Genomic DNA, 21,330 nt, shown 5'->3' on the forward strand with positions numbered 1-21,330 from the left:
GCCGGATCGTCCTGGCGAGAGCCTGAGCGTCCCTGGGGGGAGGTCCGGGGAGGTCCGGGGAGCGGTCGCGGACAGGTCACAATGGGCGCATGACTTCGCTCGCCCACCCGCAGCTGCGTTTCACGCCCACCGTGGCGGACCCCTCCGGCCCCCGGGAGCTGGTGATCCTCGGTTCCACGGGTTCGATCGGCACCCAGGCCATCGACGTGGTGCTCCGCCATCCGGACCGCTTCCGGGTGGTCGCGCTGTCGGCGGCCGGCGGCCGGGTGGAGCTGCTGGCCGAGCAGGCGCTGCGGCTGGGTGTGCACACCGTGGCGGTGGCCGACCCGGCGGCCGAGCCGGCGCTGCGCGAGGCGCTGGCCGCGAAGGCGGCGGGTGCTCCGCTGCCGGCCGTGCTGGCGGGGCCGGACGCGGCGACCGAGCTGGCCGCGATGGAGTGCCACTCGGTGCTGAACGGCATCACCGGGTCGATCGGGCTGCGGCCGACGCTGGCCGCGCTGCAGGCGGGCCGGGTGCTGGTGCTGGCCAACAAGGAGTCGCTGATCGTCGGTGGCCCGCTGGTGAAGGCGGTGGCCAAGCCGGGGCAGATCGTGCCGGTGGACTCCGAGCACGCCGCGCTGTTCCAGGCGCTGGCCGGCGGGACCCGGGCCGAGGTGCGCAAGCTGGTGGTCACCGCCAGCGGCGGCCCGTTCCGCAACCGGACCCGTGACCAGCTGGCCGGGGTGACCCCGCAGGAGGCGCTGGCGCACCCGACCTGGGCGATGGGCCCGGTCGTCACGATCAACTCGGCCACCCTGGTCAACAAGGGCCTGGAGGTGATCGAGGCGCACCTGCTGTACGACGTGCCGTTCGACCGGATCGAGGTCGTGGTCCATCCGCAGTCGGTGGTGCACTCGATGGTGGAGTTCACCGACGGTTCGACCCTGGCGCAGGCCAGCCCGCCGGACATGCGGATGCCGATCGCGCTGGGGATCGGCTGGCCGGACCGGGTGCCGGACTCCGCCCCCGCCTGCGACTGGACGAAGGCCGCCACCTGGGAGTTCTTCCCGCTGGACGACGAGGCCTTCCCGGCGGTCGAGCTGGCCCGCGAGGTGGGCACCCTGGGCGGAACCGCTCCGGCGGTGTTCAATGCGGCGAACGAGGAGTGCGTGGAGGCCTTCCTGAAGGGCCGCCTCGCCTTCACCGGAATCGTGGACACTGTTGCCAAGGTCGTGGCCGAGCACGGGACGCCGGTGGCGGGAACTTCCCTGACCGTCGAGGACGTCCTGCACGCGGAGGACTGGGCGCGTGCCCGGGCCCGCGAGCTGGCGGCGGGCTGACGGTCGGCCGAGGGCGGACTGACGGCCGCGATTCCGGTAGGACGAGACGATGAGCGGAGCGGAATGACGGAGGACCAGCGGTGGCAACGGTTTTGACGGTGGTCGGCATCCTGGTCTTCGTCATCGGGCTGCTCATCTCGATCGCCTGGCACGAGCTCGGCCACCTCTCCACGGCCAAGCTGTTCGGCATCCGGGTGCCGCAGTACATGGTCGGCTTCGGTCCGACGCTCTGGTCGCGCCGGAAGGGCGAGACCGAGTACGGCATCAAGGCGATCCCGTTCGGCGGGTACATCCGGATGATCGGGATGTTCCCGCCGGGCGACGACGGGCGGATCACCAAGCGCAGCAGCTCGCCCTGGCGCTCCATGATCGAGGACGCCCGCGAGGCCTCCTACGAGGAGCTCCAGGAGGGTGACGAGCACCGGCTCTTCTACACCCGCAAGCCGTGGAAGCGCGTCATCGTCATGTTCGCCGGGCCGTTCATGAACCTGATCCTGGCGTTCGGGCTGTTCCTGACCGTCATGATGGGCTTCGGCGTCTCGATGAACGTGCCGACGGTCAGTACCGTCGCCCAGTGCGTCGTCAAGGCGGGCCAGCCCACCGACAGCTGCCCGGAGGGCGCCCCGCAGACCCCGGCCGCCCAGGCCGGGCTGAAGGCCGGGGACCGGATCGTCTCCTTCGACGGCGACCGGATCCGCACCTACGACCAGCTCCAGACGGACATCCGCCGCTCGGCCGGCCGGACCGTGCCGGTCGTGGTCGAACGGGAGGGGCAGCAGCTCACCCTCAACCCGACCATCGCCGTCAACGACGTCCAGAAGTACGACGGCAACAACGTCCCGATCAAGGGCCAGACCGTCCAGGCCGGGTTCCTCGGATTCACTCCTGCGAGTGGTGTGGTCCAGCTGGGCTTCGGGCAGTCGGTCGACCGGATGTACGACATGGCCGAGAGCGGGGTGAAGTCGCTGGCCGCCCTGCCCGGCAAGATCCCCGGGCTGTGGAACGCGATCGTCGGCGACGCCCCGCGCGACCCGGACTCGCCGATCGGCATGGTCGGGGCCGCCCGGGTGAGCGGCGAGGTCTTCTCGCTCGACATCCCCGGCACCCAGCGGGTCGCGTTCTTCGTGAACCTGCTGGCCGGCATCAACCTCTCGCTCTTCCTCTTCAACATGCTGCCGCTGCTCCCGCTGGACGGCGGCCACGTCGCCGGCGCGGTCTGGGAGTCCGTCCGGCGCCGTTTCGCACAGCTGTTCCGCAGGCCCGACCCGGGCCCGTTCGACGTCGCCAAGCTGATGCCGGTGGCGTACGTCGTGGCCGGCATCTTCATCGGCTTCACGCTGCTGGTGATGGTCGCGGACCTGGTGAACCCGGTGAAGATCAGCTAGCAGGTCGGGTACGGCGGGTGTGCTGGGGGCCGTTGCCGTGCCGTACCGTGGAGGCCGGGTGCGCGATCGTCAGCGCGCCCGGCCTCGGCCGTCCCAGCGGCCGGGCGGTCGACCACACCTCAACCCCGGGGAACCCTGCGCACATGACCGCGATCTCGCTCGGTATTCCGTCCCTGCCGCTCAAGCCGCTCGCCAAGCGTCGTTACTCCCGGCAGATCATGGTCGGCAACGTGCCGGTCGGCGGTGACGCGCCCGTCTCGGTGCAGTCGATGACCACCACGGTGACTGCGGACATCAACGCCACCCTGCAGCAGATCGCGGAGCTCACCGCGTCCGGCTGCCAGATCGTCCGGGTCGCCTGCCCGTCGCAGGACGACGCCGACGCGCTGCCGATCATCGCCAAGAAGTCGAAGATCCCGGTCATCGCGGACATCCACTTCCAGCCGAAGTACGTCTTCGCCGCGATCGACGCCGGCTGCGCGGCCGTGCGGGTGAACCCGGGCAACATCAAGGCCTTCGACGACAAGGTCGGCGAGATCGCCAAGGCCGCCAAGGACGCGGGCGTGCCGATCCGGATCGGCGTCAACGCCGGCTCGCTCGACAAGCGCCTGCTGGAGAAGTACGGCCGGGCCACCCCGGAGGCGCTGGTCGAGTCCGCGCTGTGGGAGTGCTCGCTGTTCGAGGAGCACGACTTCCGCGACATCAAGATCTCGGTCAAGCACAACGACCCGGTCGTGATGATCAACGCCTACCGCCAGCTCGCCGCCGCCTGCGACTACCCGCTGCACCTCGGCGTGACCGAGGCCGGGCCGGCCTTCCAGGGCACCATCAAGTCGGCGGTCGCCTTCGGCGCGCTGCTGGCCGAGGGCATCGGCGACACCATCCGGGTCTCGCTCTCCGCCCCGCCGGCCGAGGAGATCAAGGTCGGCAACCAGATCCTCGAATCGCTCGGGCTGCGCGAGCGCGGCCTGGAGATCGTCTCCTGCCCGTCCTGCGGCCGCGCCCAGGTCGACGTCTACAAGCTCGCCGAGGAGGTCACCGCCGGGCTGGAGGGCATGGAGGTGCCACTGCGGGTGGCCGTCATGGGCTGCGTCGTGAACGGCCCGGGCGAGGCCCGCGAGGCCGACCTGGGGGTCGCCTCCGGCAACGGCAAGGGCCAGATCTTCGTCAAGGGCGAGGTCATCAAGACCGTCCCCGAGTCGAAGATCGTCGAGACCCTGATCGAGGAGGCGCTCAAGCTCGCCGAGCAGATGCAGGCGGCGGGCGTCGAGGCGGGGGCGCCGACCGTCGTCGCGGGGGAGTGAAGCCCTCGTAGCCGGCGCGGGGAAGCCCGCGTGAAGAATTCCGGAAGCGGGGCCGTCCGTTCGCGGACGGCCCCGCGGCCGTAGCCGGGTGGGGCCACGGAGTAGGGTGCGGCCAGAGTCGTCTCAGTGAGGTGCTGTCTCGATGCTCGATCGAGGTGTGATGCTCCCGAGCTCCTTCCAGGCCGCCCGGGCCCTGGCCACCACCCGCGTGCTGGAGCCGCCCGACCTCGCGGACGCCCTGGAGATCCTCCACCGCGACCCGGTCGCCAACGCCTTCGTCGCCACCAGGGTCGAGGCCGTCGGGCTGGACCCGTGGCGGCTCGGCGGGGAGATCTGGGGCTGGTACGACGGGAACGGCGCGCTGGACGCCCTCTGCTACGCCGGGGCGAACCTCGTCCTGGTCGACGCCGGGCCGGAGGCGGTCGCGGCGTTCGCCGAGCGGGCCCGCCGCCAGGGGCGGCGCTGCTCCTCGATCGTCGGGCCGGCCGGGTCCACCGCCGCGTTCTGGGCGCTGCTGGAGCGGAGTTGGGGGCCGGCGCGCGAAGTCCGGGCACACCAGCCGCTGTTGGCCACCGCGGTGCCGTCGGCGGAGATCGCGCCGGATCCGCTGGTGCGGAGGGTGCGACGCAACGAGGTCGAGGCGCTGATGCCGGCCTGCGTGGCGATGTTCACCGAGGAGGTCGGGGTGTCGCCGCTGGCCGGGGACGGAGGGCTCCTCTACCAGGCGCGGGTGGCCGAACTCGTCACCACCGGGCGTTCGTTCGCGCGGTTCGGGGAGGACGGGCAGGTCGTCTTCAAGGCGGAGATCGGGGCCGTGACGGAGGGGGCCTGTCAGATCCAGGGCGTCTGGGTGGCGCCGGAGCACCGGGGGCAGGGGCTGTCCGAGACGGGGATGGCGGCGGTCCTGGACATCGCGCTGCGGGAGGTGGCGCCGGTGGTGTCGCTCTACGTCAACGACTACAACCTGCGGGCCAGGGCGGCGTATCGGCGGGTGGGGTTCCGGGAGGTCGGGGCGTTCATGAGCGTTCTGTTCTGAGGGGTCGGTTCGCGGGGCGGTGCGGGAGCCGGTTCGGGGGCTGTTCCGATCTTCGGCCGCGGTGAACGGCGGCTGGTAGTAACGTCCGGAGCATGGATCAGCTGACCGGGGTGACGATCGGGGCCATCGACCTTGCGGCCTGGGCGCCGCAGGCGCTGGAGGTCCAGGCGGTGGCGTTCGGGCTCACGCCCGAGGAGGTCGCGGTACGGCTGCACATCGTGGGGCGGCACGCCCGGCAGCCGGGGGTGATCGCGCTCGGGGCGATGAGCGGGGAGCGGCTGGTCGGGTTCGGGTACGGGATGCCCAACCAGCGGGAGCACTGGTGGAGCACGGTGATCGAGCCGTACCTGACCGCGCGGGGGCACGAGGACTGGCTGGACGGGGTGTTCGCCATCACCGAGCTGCACGTGTTGCCGGAGTTCCAGGGGCAGGGGGTCGGTTCGCGGATCATCCGGACGCTGTGCGAGCGGTCGGGGCTGGACCGGAGCATCCTCTCGGCGATCGACGCAGAGACGCCGGCGCGGCGGTTGTACCGGGGGTTGGGGTACCAGGACCTGGCGCGGGCGGTGCGGTTTCCGGCGACGGATCGGCTGTATGCGGTGATGGGGGCTCGGTTGCCCTTGCGGGGGGCTCAGGGCGCCTAGGGGGTCAGGCGGCGGGGGTTTTCAGAGGGAGCCGGCGAGTTCGAGGTGGAGTTCGGCGTCTTGGTGGCGGCCTGCGGTGAGGGCGCGGAGGGCCAGGTCGACGGCTCGGAAGAGGGTCCAGCCGCGTAGGCGGTCCCGGTCGACGTCGAGGGCGTCGGAGAGCTGGTGGAGCCGCCGGCGGAGGGCGGCGGGGACGCCGGGGGAGCCGAGCAGGGTGTCGGCGCGGTCCAGGGCGAGGCGGGCCAGGTCGTAGGCGCGCTCGCCGGCGACGGGGCGAGGGTCGATGGCCAGCCAGGGGGCGCGGTCGGCGGCGAGGACGTTGCCGTGGTGGAAGTCGCCGTGGAGGAGGAAGTTCTCGGCGGCGGAGCCGGCGGAGCCGACGAGGGTGCGGGCGGTGTCCAGGGCTTCGGCGATCAGGGGACCGGCTTCGGTGGCGGCAGGGTGGGAACCGTGCTCCTGGAGGCGGGCTTCGGTGGTGGCGAGCTGCTGGGCGAGGGTGGGGAAGGGGTGGTCCTCGGGGAGCTCCACCCAGAGGCGGTGCAGCAGGCTGGTCGCCTCCAGCATGGCCTTGGACTCGGCGAGGGAACGGAGCGGGATCTCGCCGTGCAGACGCTCCAGGAGCAGGACTCCCTCGGCCGGGTCGGCGGCGAGGAGGAGGACGGCGCCGCGGCCGGCCCAGTGGGTGAGGGCGGCGTGCTCGTGGGTGGTCTCGGGGGTGAGCAGGCCGGCCTTGAGGACGGCGGGGGACAGGTCGTCGCGGTGGACGTACGCGATCAGGCTGAGGCTGCCGCCGGGGTCGAGGACGCGTTCCAGGGTGAGGTCCCAGGCGGCGAGGTGGGCGGCGGCTCTGGCGGGGAGGGTGGACAGCCATTGGCGGCCGCCCTCGCCGTGGGTGGCGGTGACGGTTTCCGTCAGCCAGGTGGGGACGGGGAGGGGGGTGTGGGGGCCGACATGGGTCCATTGTCGGGGGCGGGGGTGTTGCGGGCGCGCGGGCTTTGGCCTGCGCGCCCGTTGGGGTCAGGGGGCGGGGTCGGGGATTCCGGGGAAGGGGGTGTCGGGGGCGCCCCAGTGGTGGGCGCGGAGGGTGCAGTCGCGGAGGGCGGTGGCGGCGGGGAGGCGGTGGGGGGTGGTGACGGCGGCGACCAGGTCGGCGTAGACGGTGGTGAGGCGGGATTCCAGGTGGGCGGCGAGTCTGGTGGCGTCGGTGGGGGTGGTGACGGGGAAGGGCAGTTGGTAGCCGCCGGCGGCGGGGGTGGGGGTGGCGCCGAGGGAGGTGAGGAGGCGTTGCCAGGCGTCGCGTTGGGCCTGGTGGGCAGCGTGGGCGGTGCGGGCGTCGGTGCGTTGTTGGTCGTCGGGGAGGCGGGCGCCGACGATGCCGTAGCCGTAGATGGTGGCGTGTTCTGCGGTGAGGGCGTTCTGGAGGGCGGTGACGGCTGTGGGGGTGGGGGTGGTGGTGCTGCCGGTGGGTTGGGTGGTGGTCGGTAGGGTGGGGTCGCCGAGGGTGGTGGCGTGGAGGGCGTGGGCGGCGGCGATCGAGGCGAGCAGGCGGGCGAGGGGTGGGCTCGCGGTGTCGAGGTCGGCGAGGTGGGAGGCGGCGGTCTGCCGTTCCAGGGCGGCCAGACTGGTGGGGGCGGGCGACGCGGGGGGTGCCGGGGTCGCGGTGGGGGGCAGGCCTTCGGCGAGGGCCGCGCGGTGGCGGGCGGTCTCGGCGCGGAGGGCGGCGGGGGCCGGCGGCAGGGTGTCGTAGCCGGCGAGCAGGGTGTCGGTGGCGGCGATCGCGCGGAGGCGGACGGGGTCGTCCGGGTCGGGGCGGGGGCCGGTGGTGCCCGGGGTGGCGCCGGGGTGGCCGGTGGTGCAGGCGGTCAGGGTGAACAGTCCGAGGGCCAGGAAGGTCCGTCGGCTGGGCGGCTGCATCGGGGTCACTCCGGGGCGTGTACGGGAGGACGGCCTCCCCGCCTGCCCTCGTTGGCGTGAATGATTACAGAATCCTCACGTACGGCAGGTGTGAGCTTGCTCGCAGTGGGTGGTGTGCGAGCGGCCGGGGGTGGTCCGGAATCGGTGGTTGGGGTCTTCACCGGATAGGCTTTGGGCCGAGCTGCCGTGACCCGGTGTGGCGCCGAGGGCGCGCGGCGACCTTCTGACAACAGCAGACGCGGCCGAGGAGTCCACCCGGATGAGCACCACCCACACCGACCGGCTGCGCGAGTTGCTGGAGCCGCTGGCCGCGCAGGCCGGACTGGACCTCGAAGACGTCCGGGTCACCAAGGCGGGCAGCCGCCGGCAGGTGCAGATCGACGTCGACACCGACGGCGGCGTGGACATGGACGCCATCGCCGAGTTCAGCCGGGTGGTCGGCGAGGCCCTGGACGGGTCGGACCTGATGGGGGACGAGCCCTACCTGCTGGAGGTCGGCTCGCCGGGTGCGGAGCGTCCGCTGGTCCAGCCGAGGCACTGGCAGCGCGCGGAGGGTCGGCTGGCCAAGATCCACCTGGCGGACGGCGGGGAGATCGTCGCCCGGGTGCTGGAGGCCGACGAGGACGGCGCACTGGTCGAGGTGCAGCCGGTGAAGGGGCGTGGCCGCCCGAAGGAGCGCCGTCTGGCGTACGCGGAGGTGGCCCGGGCGCGCGTCCAGGTCGAGTTCAACCGCAAGGACGACGAGCTCCTGGACGAGGCCGCGGACTTCGACGAGGGGGACGACGGCACCGAGTGACCTCGGTTGCCGTACGACCATGACGAACGTGACGAAAGACGAGGAGGCGTAGCCGTGGACATCGACATGAGTGCCCTGCGCACGCTGGTCAACGAGAAGAACATCCCCTTCGACCTGCTGGTCGAGTCCATCGAGTCCGCCCTCCTCACCGCGTACCACCGCACCGAGGGCTCGCGCCGTCGCGCCCGGGTGCACCTGGACCGCAAGAGCGGCCACGTCACCGTGTGGGCGATGGAGGACCCGACGGAGCTGGAGGAGGGTGTCGAGCCGAAGGAGTTCGACGACACCCCGAACGGCTTCGGCCGGATCGCGTCCAGCATCGGCATCCAGGTGATGATGCAGCGCCTGCGCGACGCCGCCGACGACCAGACCTTCGGCGAGTACGCGGGCAAGGAGGGCGACATCGTCACCGGTGTCGTCCAGCAGGGCAACGACCCGAAGAACGTGCTGGTCGACATCGGCAAGCTGGAGGCCATCCTGCCGCCGCAGGAGCAGGTCCCGGGCGAGGACTACCGGCACGGCACCCGGCTGAAGTGCTACGTGGTGGCGGTGCGCCGCGGTGTCCGCGGGGCCTCGGTGACGCTGTCGCGCACGCACCCCAGCCTGGTGAAGAAGCTCTTCGCGCTGGAGGTCCCGGAGATCGCGGACGGCAGCGTGGAGATCGCCGCCATCGCCCGTGAGGCCGGCCACCGCACCAAGATCGCGGTGTGGTCGCGCCGTGCCGGGCTGAACGCCAAGGGTGCCTGCATCGGCCCGATGGGCGCCCGGGTGCGCGCGGTGATGGGCGAGCTGCACGGCGAGAAGATCGACATCGTGGACTGGTCGGAGGACCCCCGCGAGATGGTCGCCGCCGCGCTGTCCCCCGCGCGGGTGACCAGCGTCGAGATCGTGGATGCCGCCCAGCGCTCCGCCCGGGTGATCGTGCCGGACTACCAGCTCTCGCTGGCGATCGGCAAGGAGGGGCAGAACGCCCGCCTGGCCGCCCGGCTGACCGGGTGGCGGATCGACATCCGGCCCGACACCGAGGGTCAGCCGGAGGACGCTGACCGCCCCCAGTAAGAAAAATGGGTGGCGGCCGACCGGTGATCGGTGTTGTCGTAGCCGTCCCGACGGGTCCCCCGGGATCCGTGGGGCGGCGCCATGTCGCTTCGGAGGGGTAGACTTGCCTTCGTCTGGCCGGACGCACGTCCGAGCACGCCCGGAACGCACCTGCGTGGGCTGCCGCAAGCGCGCGGCCAAGCACCAGCTGTTGCGTGTCACGGCGGTCGAGGGCGAGTGCGTCCCCGATCCCCGTGGCGCACTGCCGGGCCGGGGCGCTCACCTGCACCCCGATCCGGCCTGCCTCGACCTCGCGGTCCGCCGTCGGGCGTTTCCCCGGGCCTTCCGGCTCCAGGGCACGCTCGACACGGAGCGGCTCCGCGAGTTCATCGGGGAGCGGGCAGGCGGGGCCTCGTAGTCGGGCCGCCTCCCGCGACGGCCGCCGCTCCACGCGGCGGAGAACCACCGCAACAAGCACAGCGCTCGGGCAGCCGCGCGCCGTGCACCAGTCAGGTACCTCGCGATGTGGAAGTAGGTCGAGATTGCGATGAGCACTCGATGAGTACGCGATGAGTACGCGATGGGTACGCCCATGAAGTAGCGACAGTCCGGCGGACGAGACCCCCGGACTCATAGACAGGAGTGAAGTGGCTAAGGTCCGGGTTTACGAACTCGCCAAGGAGCTTGGCTTGGAGAGCAAGGCCGTCATGGCCAAGCTGACCGAGCTCGGCGAGTTCGTCCGTTCGGCGTCCTCGACGATCGAGGCGCCGGTCGTGCGCAAGTTGACTGACGCGCTTGGTGTGTCCCCCACCGGTGGTGGTTCCGCTGCCAAGCCGGGCCCGCGGAAGACCGCGGCGCCCTCCCCCTCCGGCTCGGGTGCCCCGAAGCCGGGTGCCCCGACCCCGGGTCCGCGCCCCAGCGCGACCCCTGGTCCCCGTCCGACCCCGGCTGCCGCCGCGGCTCCCGCCGCCCCGGCCGCCCCCGCCGCGCCGAAGCCGGCCGGCGCGCCGGCTCCGGGCCCGCGCCCGGCCGCGCGTCCCGCCGCTCCGGCGGCCCCGGCCGCGCCCGCGGCCGAGTTCTCCTCGCCGGCTCCGGCCGGTGACGCCCCGCGTCCGTCCACCCAGGCCCCGCGCCCGAGTGGCCAGGCCGCCGGCGGCGCCCGTCCGGGCCCGCGCCCGGCCGGCCCGCGTCCGGGCAACAACCCGTTCACCTCGGGCAGCGCCACCGGCATGGGCCGCCCCGGCGACCGCCGTCAGGGCGGCGCGCCGGGTGCGCGTCCGGCCGGTGCGGGCGCCCCGGGTGGCGACCGTCCCCGTCCGGGTGGCGACCGTCCGCGTCCCGCCGGTGCCCCCGGTGCCGGTGCGCCGCGTCCCGGTGGTGCCCCGCGTGCGGGTGCTCCGGGTGCCGGTGCGCCGCGTCCCGGTGGCGCTCCGCGTCCGGGTGCTCCGGGTGCCGGTGCCCCCCGTCCGGGTGGTGCCCCGCGTCCCGACGGCATGCCGCGTCCGGCTGCGCCGCGTCCCGGTGGCCCGACCCCGTCCGGCATGCCGCGCCCGAACCCGGGCATGATGCCGCAGCGTCCGGCCGGCCCGCGTCCGGGTCCGGGTGGCCGTGGTCCGGGTGGCCCCGGTGGCCGTCCGGGTGGTCCGGGTGCCGGTGGCGCCCGTCCGGGCTTCCAGGGCCGTCCGGCCGGTCCGGGCTCGCGTCCGGCCGGTGGCGGTGGCTTCGGCGGTCCGCGTCCCGGTGGCGGTGCCCCGGGTGGCGGCGGCGGCTTCGGTCCGCGTCCCGGCGGCTTCGGCGGCCGTCCCGGCGGCCCGGGTGCCCGTGGTGGCACGCAGGGCGCCTTCGGTCGTGGCCCGGGCGGTCGCCCGGCGCGCGGCCGCAAGTCGAAGCGGGCGAAGCGCCAGGAGTACGAGGCCATGCAGGCCCCGTCCGTCGGCGGTGTGATGCTGCCTCGCGGCAACGGCCAGACCGTTCGCCTGTCGAGCGGCGCCTCGCTGATGGACTTCGCGGAGAAGATCAACGCCAACCCGGCCGCGCTCGTCTCCGTCATGTTCAACCTCGGTGAGATGGTCACCGCGACCCAGTCGGTCTCCGACGCCACGCTGCAGCTGCTGGCGGACGAGATGGGCTTCGTCCTGGAGATCGTCAGCCGGGACGACGAGGACCGCGAGCTGCTGGAGTCGTTCGACATCGACTTCGGTGCCAACGAGGGCGACGAGGACCAGCTGGCCCCGCGCCCGCCGGTCGTCACCGTCATGGGTCACGTCGACCACGGTAAGACCCGCCTGCTGGACGCCATCCGCAAGTCGAACGTGGTGGCCGGCGAGGCCGGTGGCATCACCCAGCACATCGGTGCCTACCAGGTGGCGACGATGGTGAACGGCGAAGAGCGCCCGATCACCTTCCTCGACACCCCGGGTCACGAGGCGTTCTCCGCCATGCGTGCCCGTGGTGCCAAGTCCACCGACATCGCGATCCTGGTGGTCGCGGCCAACGACGGTGTCATGCCGCAGACGGTCGAGGCGCTCAACCACGCCAAGGCCGCCGGTGTGCCGATCGTGGTCGCCGTCAACAAGATCGACGTCGAGGGCGCCGACCCGACCAAGGTCCGCGGTCAGCTGACCGAGTTCGGTCTGGTGGCCGAGGAGTACGGCGGCGACACCATGTTCGTCGACATCTCCGCGCGCCAGGGCCTGAACATCGACCAGCTGCTGGAGGCCGTGGTCCTGACCGCGGACGCCTCGCTGGACCTGCGGGCCAACCCGGAGCAGGACGCGCAGGGTATTGCGATCGAAGCCCACCTGGACAAGGGCCGCGGCGCCATGGCGACCGTCCTGGTCCAGCGCGGTACCCTCCGCGTCGGTGACTCGATCGTCGTGGGCGACGCCTACGGCCGCGTCCGCGCGATGCTGGACGAGAACGGCAACAGCCTCGCCGAGGCCGGCCCGTCCCGCCCGGTGCTGCTGCTCGGTCTGACCTCGGTGCCCCGCGCCGGCGACAGCTTCATCGTCGTCGACGAGGACCGCACCGCGCGCCAGATCGCCGAGAAGCGCTCGGCCCGCGACCGCAACGCCGCCTTCGCGCAGCGTCGGGTCCGGGTGTCCCTGGAGGACCTGGACAAGGCCATCGCCGCCGGCTCCATCGAGCAGCTCAACCTCATCATCAAGGGTGACGTCTCCGGTTCGGTCGAGGCCCTGGAGGACGCCCTCGTCAAGCTGGACGTGGGCGAGGAGGTCGAGCTCCGGGTCCTGCACCGCGGTGTGGGTGCCATCACCGAGTCCGACGTGGACCTGGCGATGGGCTCGGACGCCATCATCATCGGCTTCAACGTGCGCGCCGAAGGCCGTGCGCGTGCGGCGGCCGACAAGGAAGGCGTGGACGTCCGGTACTACTCGGTCATCTACCAGGCGATCGAGGAGATCGAGAACGCCCTCAAGGGCATGCTCAAGCCGGAGTACGAGGAGGTGCGCCTCGGCGCCGCGGAGATCCGCGAGGTCTTCCGCTCCTCCAAGTTCGGCAACATCGCCGGTGTCCTGGTCCGCGACGGCATCATCCGCCGCAACGCCAAGGCCCGCCTGCTGCGCGACGGCAAGGTCGTGGCGGAGAGCCTCACCATCGAGGGTCTGCGCCGCTTCAAGGACGACGCGACCGAGGTCCGCGAGGGCTTCGAGGCCGGTGTCACCCTGGGGTCGTTCAACGACATCAAGGTCGAGGACATCATCGAGACCTACGAGATGCGCGAGAAGCCGCGAGCCTAGTCGGTGTCAGCCGGGGCCGGTCGACGGGTGGAATTTCCGTCGACCGGCCCCGGTCTCGCTGTGTAGGGTCCGGGGAGCGGTCCTGTTCGGGGCCGCTCCCCGAGGCCTTCAGGTCGGCGAGACCTGTCATGACATGTTCGTGGGAACACTCACCTTCGACCTGCTGCTGGGCGACGTCCACTCGCTCAAGGAGAAGCGTTCGATCGTGCGGCCCATCGTGGCCGAACTGCAGCGCAAGTACAGCGTGTGCGCTGCCGAGACCGGGAACCAGGATCTGCACCGCCGGGCCGAGATCGGCCTCGCGGTGGTGTCCGGCGAAGCCGGGTACGTCACCGAGATCCTGGACAGCTGTGAGCGGTTGGTCGCCGGCCGCCCCGAGGTGCAGCTCCTCTCCGCGAGGAGGAGGTACCACAACGACGACGACGAATGAGAGCCGTGGAGCGGACCGGCGGAAGTCGCCGTTCTCACACGGATCAGGACCCAGAGCGCCCGCAAGGCCGGGCGCGGGCCGGTACTTTGGGGCGTGGGCCCCGACGGGTGCACAACTCGCCCGGGTACCGGGCCCACTGCACGAGGAGGCAACGTGACCGACACCGCAAGGGCGCGCAAGCTCGCAGACCGCATCCAGGTGGTCGTCGCCCAGACCCTGGAGCGGCGGATCAAGGACCCGCGACTGGGGTTCGTGACCATCACCGACACCCGGGTGACCGGCGACCTGCGCGAGGCCACCGTCTTCTACACCGTCTTCGGTGACGAGACCGAGCGCCAGGCCACCGCGGCCGCGCTGGAGAGCGCCAAGGGCGTGCTCCGCTCCGAGGTCGGCAAGCAGACCGGGGTGCGCCACACTCCGTCGCTGACCTTCGTCGCGGACGCGCTGCCGGAGAACGCCCGGAACATCGACGACCTGCTCGACCGGGCCCGGCTCTCCGACGCCGAGGTGCGCACGCAGGCCGCGGGGGCGACCTACGCCGGCGACGTGGACCCGTACCGGGCTCCGGCGTCCGAGCGTGACGACGAGGACGAGTAGTCATGGCGGGTGAGCCGGCGCAGGCCGCCTCGCGAGCCGGAACGACCACGGGGGCGTCCTCCACCAGCACGGTGGAGGGTGCCCTCGCGGCGCTCCCGGGCCCACGCGCCGAGGAGAGCGGTTTCGAGCTGCTCTGGCAGCAGGTGGTGGCGGAGATCGGGCGGGCCCGCTCGATCGACCTGATCTGCCACATCTGCCCGGACGGCGACGCGCTGGGCTCCTCGCTGGCGGCCGCGCTGGCACTGCGCGCGCTCGGCAAGCAGGTGCGGGTCTCCTTCGGCGACGACCCGCAGATCGTGCCCGAGTCGCTGGCCTTCCTGCCCGGCCAGGAGCTGATCGTGCCGGCCGCCGAGGTCCCGGACGTGCCCGAGCTGGTGCTCTGCTTCGACGTGGCCGCGGAGAGCCGGCTCGGCCTGCTGCACGACAAGGCCTTCGCCGCGCCCGTCCTGGTGGTGTTCGACCACCACGCCTCCAACCCGGGCTTCGGCACCCACCAGCTGATCGACCCGACCGCGCCGGCCACCGCCGTCCTGGTCGACGAACTGCTGCGCCGGCTCGGCGTCGAGCTCGACCAGTCCCTGGCCACCTGCCTCTACACCGGCGTCGCCACCGACACCGGCTCGTTCAAGTACCGGGCGACCACGCCCGCCACCCACGAGCTGGCCGGCCGGCTGCTGGCCACCGGCATCCGGCACGACCTGATCTCCCGGCAGCTGTGGGACACCTCCTCCTTCGGCTACCTCAAGGTGCTTGCGGGCGCGCTCGACCGGGCCGTCTACGAGCCCGAGGCGGCCGGCGGGCTGGGCCTGGTGTGGACCTGGGTGCCGTACCAGGACCTGGCGCTGTTCAGCGTCACGGTCGAGGAGATCGAGGGGCTGATCGACATCCTGCGCCGCCCGGCCGAGGCCGAGGTGGCGCTGGTGCTCAAGCAGGACCCGGACGGCACGCTGCGCGGCTCCTCGCGCTCCAAGGGCGCGGTGGACGTCGCCGCGGCCTGTGCCGAACTGGGCGGCGGGGGGCACGTGTTCGCGGCCGGATTCAGCGTCCGGGAGGATGTGGCCGCGGTGGTCGAGCGGTTCCGGGGCGCACTGCGGCCCCACAATTGATCATTCCGCGTTGACCGTCTCCTGACGTTATTGAGAGAAAGAGCTCGATGAAGCGCAAAGGCACCGGCCCGGACGGCCTGGTGATCGTCGACAAGCCCGAGGGCATCACCTCGCACGGGGTCGTCGCGAAACTGCGGTGGCTGGCCGGGACCCGCAAGGTCGGTCACGCCGGCACGCTGGACCCGATGGCCACCGGCGTACTGGTGATCGGCGTCGAGCGGGCCACCCGGCTGCTCGGCCACCTGATGCTCACCGCCAAGACGTACGAGGCGACCGTCCGGCTCGGCCAGACCACCGTCACCGACGACCGGGAGGGGGAGGTCACCTCCTCGGCCCCGGCCGACGGCGTCACCCGGGAGGCGATCGACGCCGGGATCGCAGCGCTGACCGGCGAGATCATGCAGGTGCCGTCCAAGGTCAGCGCGATCAAGATCGACGGCAAGCGCTCGTACGCCCGGGTGCGCGAGGGCGAGGACTTCGAGCTGGCCGCCCGGCCGACCACGATCCACTCCTTCACCGTGCACGAGCAGCGCGCGGCGGTCGCCGAGGACGGCACGCCGGTGATCGACCTGGACGTCACCGTCGAGTGCTCCTCCGGCACCTACATCCGGGCGCTGGCCCGGGACCTGGGCGCCGGGCTGGGCGTGGGCGGGCACCTGACCGCGCTGCGGCGCACCAAGGTCGGGCCGTACTCGGTGGAGTCGGCGCACACCCTGGAGCAGCTGGAGGCCGCCGTGACCGGCGAGTCCGCCGAGGGGCTGCAGGTGCTGCCGATCGGGGAGGCCGCGGCGGCCGCCTTCCCGCGCTGGGACCTGGACGAGGCGGCGGCGCAGAAGCTGTCGCACGGCGCCCGGCTCAAGGCGCCCGGGATGGGCGTGGACGGGCCGATCGCGGTGTTCGGGCCGGACGGGCGCTTCCTCGCGCTGGTCGAGGAGACGGGCGGGCAGGCGAAGCCGGTCGCGGTCTTCGTCGGCTGAGCCCGGTCGAGATCGGTTGAGCCCGGCCGCGGTCGGCTGAGCCTCGGAACCCCCGTCGAGTCCGGCGGGGGTTTCGCCGTTTCCGGGGACACCCGCACCAGGCCGGGGCGCTCACCCGCACGGGGGAGCGCACGAGGTGAACGCCCGTGGTGAGCGGCGCGGGCGCGGTCGGGGCGCTGCCCCGGCGGGCAGGCTCCCGGCGGTGAGCGAACGACGGTCGAGGGGGCCAGTCATGCCGGGGTTTCTGGAGCGCGATCCGGGGCGCTACCTGCTGCGGATCCGCGATCTCAACGGGCGGCTGCACGGCTTAGGGTTCGTCGCCGATCCGCAGGGCGGCGTGCTGACCGCGCACGAGAGCGTGGCCGGGCTGGACCGGGTCGTCCTGCACACCCCCGGCGGGCAGACCCGGGTACTCGGCCCGGACGCCGTCCTGCCGCTGCCCGAACAGGGGCTCGCACTGCTGCGCACCGACGCGGTCGGCGGGCTGCCGGTGCCGCCGCTGCCGCTGGCCGCCGTCGGGGCCGGGCACGAGGTGCTGCTGCCCGGGCTGGAGGGCGAGGACGGGCGGGCGGTCACGCTGCGCTGCGGGCTGCTCGGGCTCACCGGCGCCGCGTACGGCGGGCACCTGCTCGGCGGGGTGCTGCTGCTGGACGTGCCGGTGGTCGGCGGGGTCACGGTGCCGGCCGGCTCGCCGGTGCTGGACGCCCGCAGCGGGGCGGTGATCGCGCTGGCCGCGCCCGCCCTCCGCGGCCCGCAGCACGGCGGGGCGCTGCCCGCGGTGGCGGCCGGCAGCGGGGCGGAGGTCGCCGGGGCGCTGGCCGGGCTGCTGGCGCGCAACGCCGCGGCCGTGCCCGCGTACGGGTCGGCGCTCAACCTGGCCGGGGTGCTGCGGCTGACCGCAGCCCAGCTGGCCGCCGCCGGCGCCGGGCCGGGACGGGTCGCCGGGCTGGCCGCGGACCGGGTGGACCGGCCGGACGGCCTGCTCGGGGACGAGCCGGCCGCGACCCTCACCGCGCTGGTCGGCGCCGCCGGCAGCGGGCGCTCCACCGAACTGGCCGCGCTGGCCGTCCGCCGCTCCGGCGCCGCGGAACCGCTGCCCACCCTCTGGTTGCGCGGCGCCGACCTGCACGCCGAGGACCGCTCGCTCGCCGACGCGGTGCAGCGGGCGCTGGCCGCCGCGGCGGCCGAACTCGGCGCCCCGGCGCCCCCGCCCGAGGCGGTGGCGGCCCTGTGTGCGGCGGCCGGGCGGCCGCTGCTGGTGCTCCTGGACGGTCCGGAGGAGGCCCCGGTGCCGCTGGACGCGCGCCGGCTGCGCGGTGCCGGGCAGTGGCTGACCGGCTGCGGGGCGCGGCTGCTGACCGCCTGCGGGGAGGAGCTCTGGGAGCGACTGGCGGCCGAGACCTGGGGGAGCGGGGCACCGGGCGCGCACCGCGCCCAGGAGCCGAACCCGGACGGCGACCTGAGCAGCGCCCCCACCGTGCGGATGGACGGTGCCGCCCTCGGCGGGCCGAGTCTGGCCGGGCAGCGGCTCGGGCCGCTGCCCGCCGAGGCGGCCGAGCGGGTGCGCCGCCGCTACGGGCTGCCGCCGGGCCGCCCGGCCGCCGAGGACGCCCGGCATCCACTGGCCGTACGGCTGGCCGGGGAGCTGTGGGCCGAAGGGTTGCGGGACGGTGCGGCGCGGCGGGGCGAGCTGTTCGGTGCCTTCCTGGACCTGCGCTGCCTGCGGGTGGCCCAGCGGCTGGCCGAGGACGGGCGGCCCCGGCGCGGCGGCGCCCACCGGCGGGGTGCCACCCGGCCCGGCGGGCCGCGCCACGGGCGGGTGCGCCGGTTGGCGGCGGCGGTGGCCGGGCGGGTGCACGAGGCGGCCCGGCGGATGCTCGGCAGCGAACCGGGTGGGCTGGACCGGACGGCCTTCGAGGAGCTGTTCCCGCCCGACGGCGGCTGGGCGACGGCGGTGCTCGCCGAGGGCCTGTTCGTGCCCGCCGGGCCCGGATTCCGCTTCGCGCACGGGGAGTTCGCCGACTGGCTGCAGGGCCTGCACCTGGATCTGGACGCGGCGCTGCGGCTGCTGCTCGGGGAGGCCGAGGACACGCCCCCGGTGCCGGCCGAGGGGCCGGAGGAGCCCGGAGGGCCGGCGGCGTCCCAGAGCCGCCGGGCAGCGGGAGAGCGGACCGGCTACGCCGTCCCCCGGCACCGGATCGGCCCGGTCGCCGCCGCGCTGCGCCGGGTCGCCGAGACCTGGGGTGCGCCCGCGCTGGACCCGTGGCTGCACCGGATCTGGCGCGCCGTGGACCTGCGCCCGCCGGGCAGCGAACCCGCCTGGTGGGCGGCCCGGTTGCTCACCGCCGGTCTGGCCGCCAGCCCCGACCCTGCCGAACACCGGGCGCTGCTGGAGCAGTTGGCCGGCCGGATCGCCGAACGGGCCGCCGCGGCGGGTGGGGTGGCGGCGCTCCCGGCCGCCGGGCTCGGTCGCTTCGGTCCGGCGTTCTGGACCGGCCTCGGCCTGCCCGTCGAGGCCGAACTCGCGTTGCTGCGCCGCCTGGTGGCCGTCGACGGGCCCGAGCGAGGCTACCTCGGTGCGGTGGCCGAGCGGCTGCGGGCCGACCCGGTCGCGGTGTTCCCGCTGCTCTGCGCCTGGTTCGACGAGCCCCGCGGCCTGCCGGGCCTGCCCGGTCTGCCCGGCCCTCCCGGACGAACCGTTGCCGACCTCGCCCACGACCTGCTGTACGCCCACCGGCGGCTCGCCCTGGACGAGTTGGCCGACGCGCTGGCCGACGCCGCGCACCCGCGGGCGGACGCGCTGCTCACCGTGCTCGCTGCCGAGGAGCCCTCCGCGCTCTGCCGGGCGGTGGACCGCTGGAGCCACGACCGGCGGCCCGAACGGCACGTCGCGGCCGCCGTGCACGGGCTGCGCACCGCCCCGTACGCGGCCGGAGCCGGGGCCGAGCTGCTGCGGTTCGCCGCGCTGACCCTGCTCGCCCGCGAGGACGAGCCCGGCCTGCACGGCGCGGCGCTGGCCCTGCTGGTCCGCGATCCGGCGACCCGGGCCGAGCACCTTCCGGCGGCGCTCGCCCTGTTGCGGGTGGGCGGTGACGCCTTCCTCACGCCCTCGGCGCTCGCTCCGGCGCTGGAGAGCGACCCGGAGGCCGTCCTGGCCGCGCTCGCCGACCGGCTGGCGGTGCCCGGCGAGGCGCCCGGGGTTCTGCCCGGTGCGGCGGCGGGGTCGGCGCCCGCCGAGACGCTGCGGGTGCTCGCCGACGCGGCCGCCCCGGCGGCCGTGCGGCGGGGCGCCGAGCTGGCCGCCCGGCTGCTGCGGGCGCACCCGGGGTTGGCCGGCCCGGTCGCCGTCGACTACCTCGGCCGCCGGCTGGCGCGCGCCACGGCCGTCGGCCCGGCCGACCGGCTGGAGCTGCGGTTGCTGCTCGGCGGCGCGCTGGCGGTCCGTACGGCGGCGGTGCGGCGGCCGTTCGCCGAGGTGCTGTCCGTCCCGGTGGCCGACCCCGCGGCGGACGCGCTGCGCTGCGAGCTGCTGGACACCCTGCTCGCCGCCGAGACCGACCCGGCGGTGCTGACTGCCGTGGTGGAGCGGCTCGCCGAGCACTGCGCGGCCGAGAAGCCGGCCCGGGCGCGGGCCGTGCTGGCCCGGGCCGTCCCGGGGCTGCCGGACGCCGACGAGGTGTTGGTGCGCTGTGCCGGGCGTTCCGCGGCCTTCGCCCGGCTGCTCACCCGGTGGCCGCGCGACGCCGCCCCGACCGCCCCGGACGGCCCCCGGCTGGCCCGGATGCGGGCCCTGACGGCGGCCGGCCGGGATCCGCAGTACGCCGCCGCCGAGGCGGAACGGACCGCGCCCGGGCGGGCGGTACGGCCCCCGGTGCGCTCAACCCGTATTCCGGTGCCTGAGCCGGGGCAGGCGCATGGCACGCTATAGGGGTTCGGGTTTTGAGCGTTTGAGCGTACAGAACGTACGCACCGTACGGAACAAGGAGCGGTCGGGTGCAGCGCTGGCGTGGCCTGGAGGAGATCCCCGGTGACTGGGGACGCAGCGTCGTCACCATCGGCTCGTTCGACGGGGTGCACCGCGGGCATCAGCTGATCATCGGGCGGGCGGTCGAGCGCGCCCGCGAACTCGGCATCCCCGCGGTCGTGGTGACCTTCGACCCGCACCCCCGCGAGGTCATCCGGCCGGGCAGCCACCCGCCGCTGCTCGCGCCGCACCCGCGGCGCGCCGAGCTGATCGCGGAGCTCGGCGTGGACGCGGTGCTGGTGCTGCCGTTCACCACCGAGTTCTCGAAGGAGTCCCCGGAGTTCTTCGTCCGGCAGGTCCTGGTGGAGGCGCTGCACGCTCGGGTCGTCATCGAGGGCCCCAACTTCCGCTTCGGGCACCGGGCCGCGGGGGACGTCGCGCTGCTCGCCGAGCTGGGCCGGGCGGACGACTTCGAGGTCGAGGTGATCGATCTGCAGGTTTCCGGTACGGCCGGGGACGGCGAGCCGTTCTCCTCCAGCCTGACCCGCCGGCTGGTGGAGTCCGGGGACATGGCCGGCGCCAACGAGGTGCTGGGCCGCCCGCACAGGGTCGAGGGCGAGGTGGTGCGCGGCGCGCAGCGCGGCCGCGAGCTGGGCTTCCCGACCGCCAACGTCGAGACCGTGCCGCACAGCGCGATCCCGGCCGACGGCGTGTACGCGGGCTGGCTGACCGCGGACGGCGAGCGGATGCCCGCGGCGATCTCGGTCGGCACCAACCCGACCTTCGACGGCACTGCCCGCACGGTCGAGGCGTACGCCATCGACCGGGTCGGCCTGGACCTGTACGGGCTGCACGTCGCGGTGGACTTCCTGGCCTACCTGCGCGGGATGGAGAAGTTCGACTCCATCGACGCGCTGCTGGACCGGATGGCCGACGACGTCAAGCGCGCCCGCGAGCTCACCGACGGCCTCTGACCTGCGGAGACGATGACGGAAGGGCCCGCCGACCTGGTGTCGGCGGGCCCTTCCCGTGGTGTCACCGGCTTGGTGTCACGGCCTTGGC

At 74.0% G+C, this 21,330-nt stretch carries 17 protein-coding genes; 15 read left to right on the forward strand and 2 right to left on the reverse strand.

The annotated features are described in order from the left end of the window. The first annotated feature begins 89 nt into the window (after window positions 1-89). The 5 genes from dxr (at window position 90) to BX285_RS11290 (ending at window position 5,688) form a co-directional block, all read left to right on the forward strand. The gene (gene dxr / locus BX285_RS11270; RefSeq protein WP_121175044.1) at window positions 90-1,319 is read left to right on the forward strand and encodes a 1-deoxy-D-xylulose-5-phosphate reductoisomerase; all 1,230 of its coding nucleotides are present in this window, start codon (window positions 90-92) and stop codon (window positions 1,317-1,319) included. A gap of 80 nt (window positions 1,320-1,399) precedes the next feature. Beyond that, window positions 1,400-2,704, forward strand: coding sequence for an RIP metalloprotease (locus tag BX285_RS11275; protein WP_121175045.1), 1,305 nt, complete (start codon window positions 1,400-1,402; stop codon window positions 2,702-2,704). A 143-nt stretch (window positions 2,705-2,847) separates the two neighbouring features. Further along, window positions 2,848-4,008 carry a flavodoxin-dependent (E)-4-hydroxy-3-methylbut-2-enyl-diphosphate synthase gene (gene ispG / locus BX285_RS11280; protein ID WP_030060613.1) on the forward strand — a complete coding sequence of 387 codons (1,161 nt, stop codon included), beginning with the start codon at window positions 2,848-2,850 and terminating at the stop codon, window positions 4,006-4,008. A gap of 160 nt (window positions 4,009-4,168) precedes the next feature. Further along, window positions 4,169-5,044, forward strand: a complete 876-nt coding sequence (locus tag BX285_RS11285) for a GNAT family N-acetyltransferase (protein WP_121175046.1) — start codon at window positions 4,169-4,171, stop codon at window positions 5,042-5,044. A gap of 92 nt (window positions 5,045-5,136) precedes the next feature. Next, window positions 5,137-5,688 (forward strand): GNAT family N-acetyltransferase, encoded by a 552-nt coding sequence (locus BX285_RS11290; protein ID WP_097237848.1) that lies wholly within the window; start codon window positions 5,137-5,139, stop codon window positions 5,686-5,688. A 21-nt stretch (window positions 5,689-5,709) separates the two neighbouring features. Here the strand turns inward: BX285_RS11290 and BX285_RS11295 are convergent, their stop codons facing one another. Next, a complete protein-coding gene (locus BX285_RS11295; RefSeq protein ID WP_121175047.1) occupies window positions 5,710-6,603 on the reverse strand; it encodes an aminoglycoside phosphotransferase family protein in 894 nt (297 codons plus the stop codon). A gap of 102 nt (window positions 6,604-6,705) precedes the next feature. After that, window positions 6,706-7,602 carry a ferritin-like domain-containing protein gene (locus BX285_RS37235; protein ID WP_183107168.1) on the reverse strand — a complete coding sequence of 299 codons (897 nt, stop codon included), beginning with the start codon at window positions 7,600-7,602 and terminating at the stop codon, window positions 6,706-6,708. Window positions 7,603-7,861: 259 nt separating this feature from the next. On the opposite strand from BX285_RS37235, the gene rimP reads away from it, so the two are divergent. The 10 genes from rimP (at window position 7,862) to BX285_RS11355 (ending at window position 21,242) form a co-directional block, all read left to right on the forward strand. Then, window positions 7,862-8,398, forward strand: coding sequence for a ribosome maturation factor RimP (rimP, locus tag BX285_RS11305; RefSeq protein WP_097237850.1), 537 nt, complete (start codon window positions 7,862-7,864; stop codon window positions 8,396-8,398). A gap of 54 nt (window positions 8,399-8,452) precedes the next feature. Beyond that, window positions 8,453-9,457, forward strand: a complete 1,005-nt coding sequence (gene nusA, locus BX285_RS11310) for a transcription termination factor NusA (protein ID WP_097237851.1) — start codon at window positions 8,453-8,455, stop codon at window positions 9,455-9,457. A gap of 154 nt (window positions 9,458-9,611) precedes the next feature. Further along, entirely contained in the window at window positions 9,612-9,854 is a 243-nt protein-coding gene (locus tag BX285_RS11315; protein WP_030062501.1) for a YlxR family protein, read from the forward strand. 229 nt (window positions 9,855-10,083) lie between these two features. Next, window positions 10,084-13,194, forward strand: a complete 3,111-nt coding sequence (gene infB, locus BX285_RS11320) for a translation initiation factor IF-2 (RefSeq protein ID WP_097237852.1) — start codon at window positions 10,084-10,086, stop codon at window positions 13,192-13,194. A 133-nt stretch (window positions 13,195-13,327) separates the two neighbouring features. Beyond that, on the forward strand, window positions 13,328-13,624 hold the full coding sequence (locus BX285_RS11325; protein WP_030397729.1) for a DUF503 domain-containing protein: 297 nt from the start codon (window positions 13,328-13,330) through the stop codon (window positions 13,622-13,624). Window positions 13,625-13,777: 153 nt separating this feature from the next. Then, window positions 13,778-14,221: a 30S ribosome-binding factor RbfA gene (rbfA, locus tag BX285_RS11330; RefSeq protein ID WP_097237853.1), complete on the forward strand. Its 444-nt coding sequence runs from the start codon at window positions 13,778-13,780 to the stop codon at window positions 14,219-14,221. A 2-nt stretch (window positions 14,222-14,223) separates the two neighbouring features. After that, window positions 14,224-15,327 carry a bifunctional oligoribonuclease/PAP phosphatase NrnA gene (locus BX285_RS11335; RefSeq protein WP_097237854.1) on the forward strand — a complete coding sequence of 368 codons (1,104 nt, stop codon included), beginning with the start codon at window positions 14,224-14,226 and terminating at the stop codon, window positions 15,325-15,327. 47 nt (window positions 15,328-15,374) lie between these two features. After that, window positions 15,375-16,304 (forward strand): tRNA pseudouridine(55) synthase TruB, encoded by a 930-nt coding sequence (truB, locus tag BX285_RS11340; RefSeq protein WP_097237855.1) that lies wholly within the window; start codon window positions 15,375-15,377, stop codon window positions 16,302-16,304. Between the two features lie 232 nt (window positions 16,305-16,536). Beyond that, window positions 16,537-20,232, forward strand: coding sequence for a serine protease (locus tag BX285_RS37240; protein WP_183107052.1), 3,696 nt, complete (start codon window positions 16,537-16,539; stop codon window positions 20,230-20,232). Between the two features lie 65 nt (window positions 20,233-20,297). Then, window positions 20,298-21,242 carry a bifunctional riboflavin kinase/FAD synthetase gene (locus BX285_RS11355; RefSeq protein WP_097237857.1) on the forward strand — a complete coding sequence of 315 codons (945 nt, stop codon included), beginning with the start codon at window positions 20,298-20,300 and terminating at the stop codon, window positions 21,240-21,242. The last annotated feature ends 88 nt before the right edge of the window (window positions 21,243-21,330 follow it).

Source organism: Streptomyces sp. 1114.5 (assembly GCF_003635085.1).
Classification (GTDB): Bacteria; Actinomycetota; Actinomycetes; order Streptomycetales; family Streptomycetaceae; genus Kitasatospora.

Excerpts from the sequence above, each read along its gene's own strand:
- dxr (WP_121175044.1), top strand. The coding sequence starts at position 90 with ATGACTTCGCTCGCCCACCCGCAGCTGCGTTTCACGCCCACCGTGGCG.
- ispG (WP_030060613.1), top strand. The coding sequence starts at position 2,848 with ATGACCGCGATCTCGCTCGGTATTCCGTCCCTGCCGCTCAAGCCGCTC.
- BX285_RS11285 (WP_121175046.1), top strand. The coding sequence starts at position 4,169 with ATGCTCCCGAGCTCCTTCCAGGCCGCCCGGGCCCTGGCCACCACCCGC.
- BX285_RS11290 (WP_097237848.1), top strand. The coding sequence starts at position 5,137 with ATGGATCAGCTGACCGGGGTGACGATCGGGGCCATCGACCTTGCGGCC.
- BX285_RS37235 (WP_183107168.1), bottom strand. The coding sequence starts at position 7,602 with ATGCAGCCGCCCAGCCGACGGACCTTCCTGGCCCTCGGACTGTTCACC.
- rimP (WP_097237850.1), top strand. The coding sequence starts at position 7,862 with ATGAGCACCACCCACACCGACCGGCTGCGCGAGTTGCTGGAGCCGCTG.
- BX285_RS11325 (WP_030397729.1), top strand. The coding sequence starts at position 13,328 with ATGTTCGTGGGAACACTCACCTTCGACCTGCTGCTGGGCGACGTCCAC.
- BX285_RS11335 (WP_097237854.1), top strand. The coding sequence starts at position 14,224 with ATGGCGGGTGAGCCGGCGCAGGCCGCCTCGCGAGCCGGAACGACCACG.
- truB (WP_097237855.1), top strand. The coding sequence starts at position 15,375 with ATGAAGCGCAAAGGCACCGGCCCGGACGGCCTGGTGATCGTCGACAAG.
- BX285_RS37240 (WP_183107052.1), top strand. The coding sequence starts at position 16,537 with ATGCCGGGGTTTCTGGAGCGCGATCCGGGGCGCTACCTGCTGCGGATC.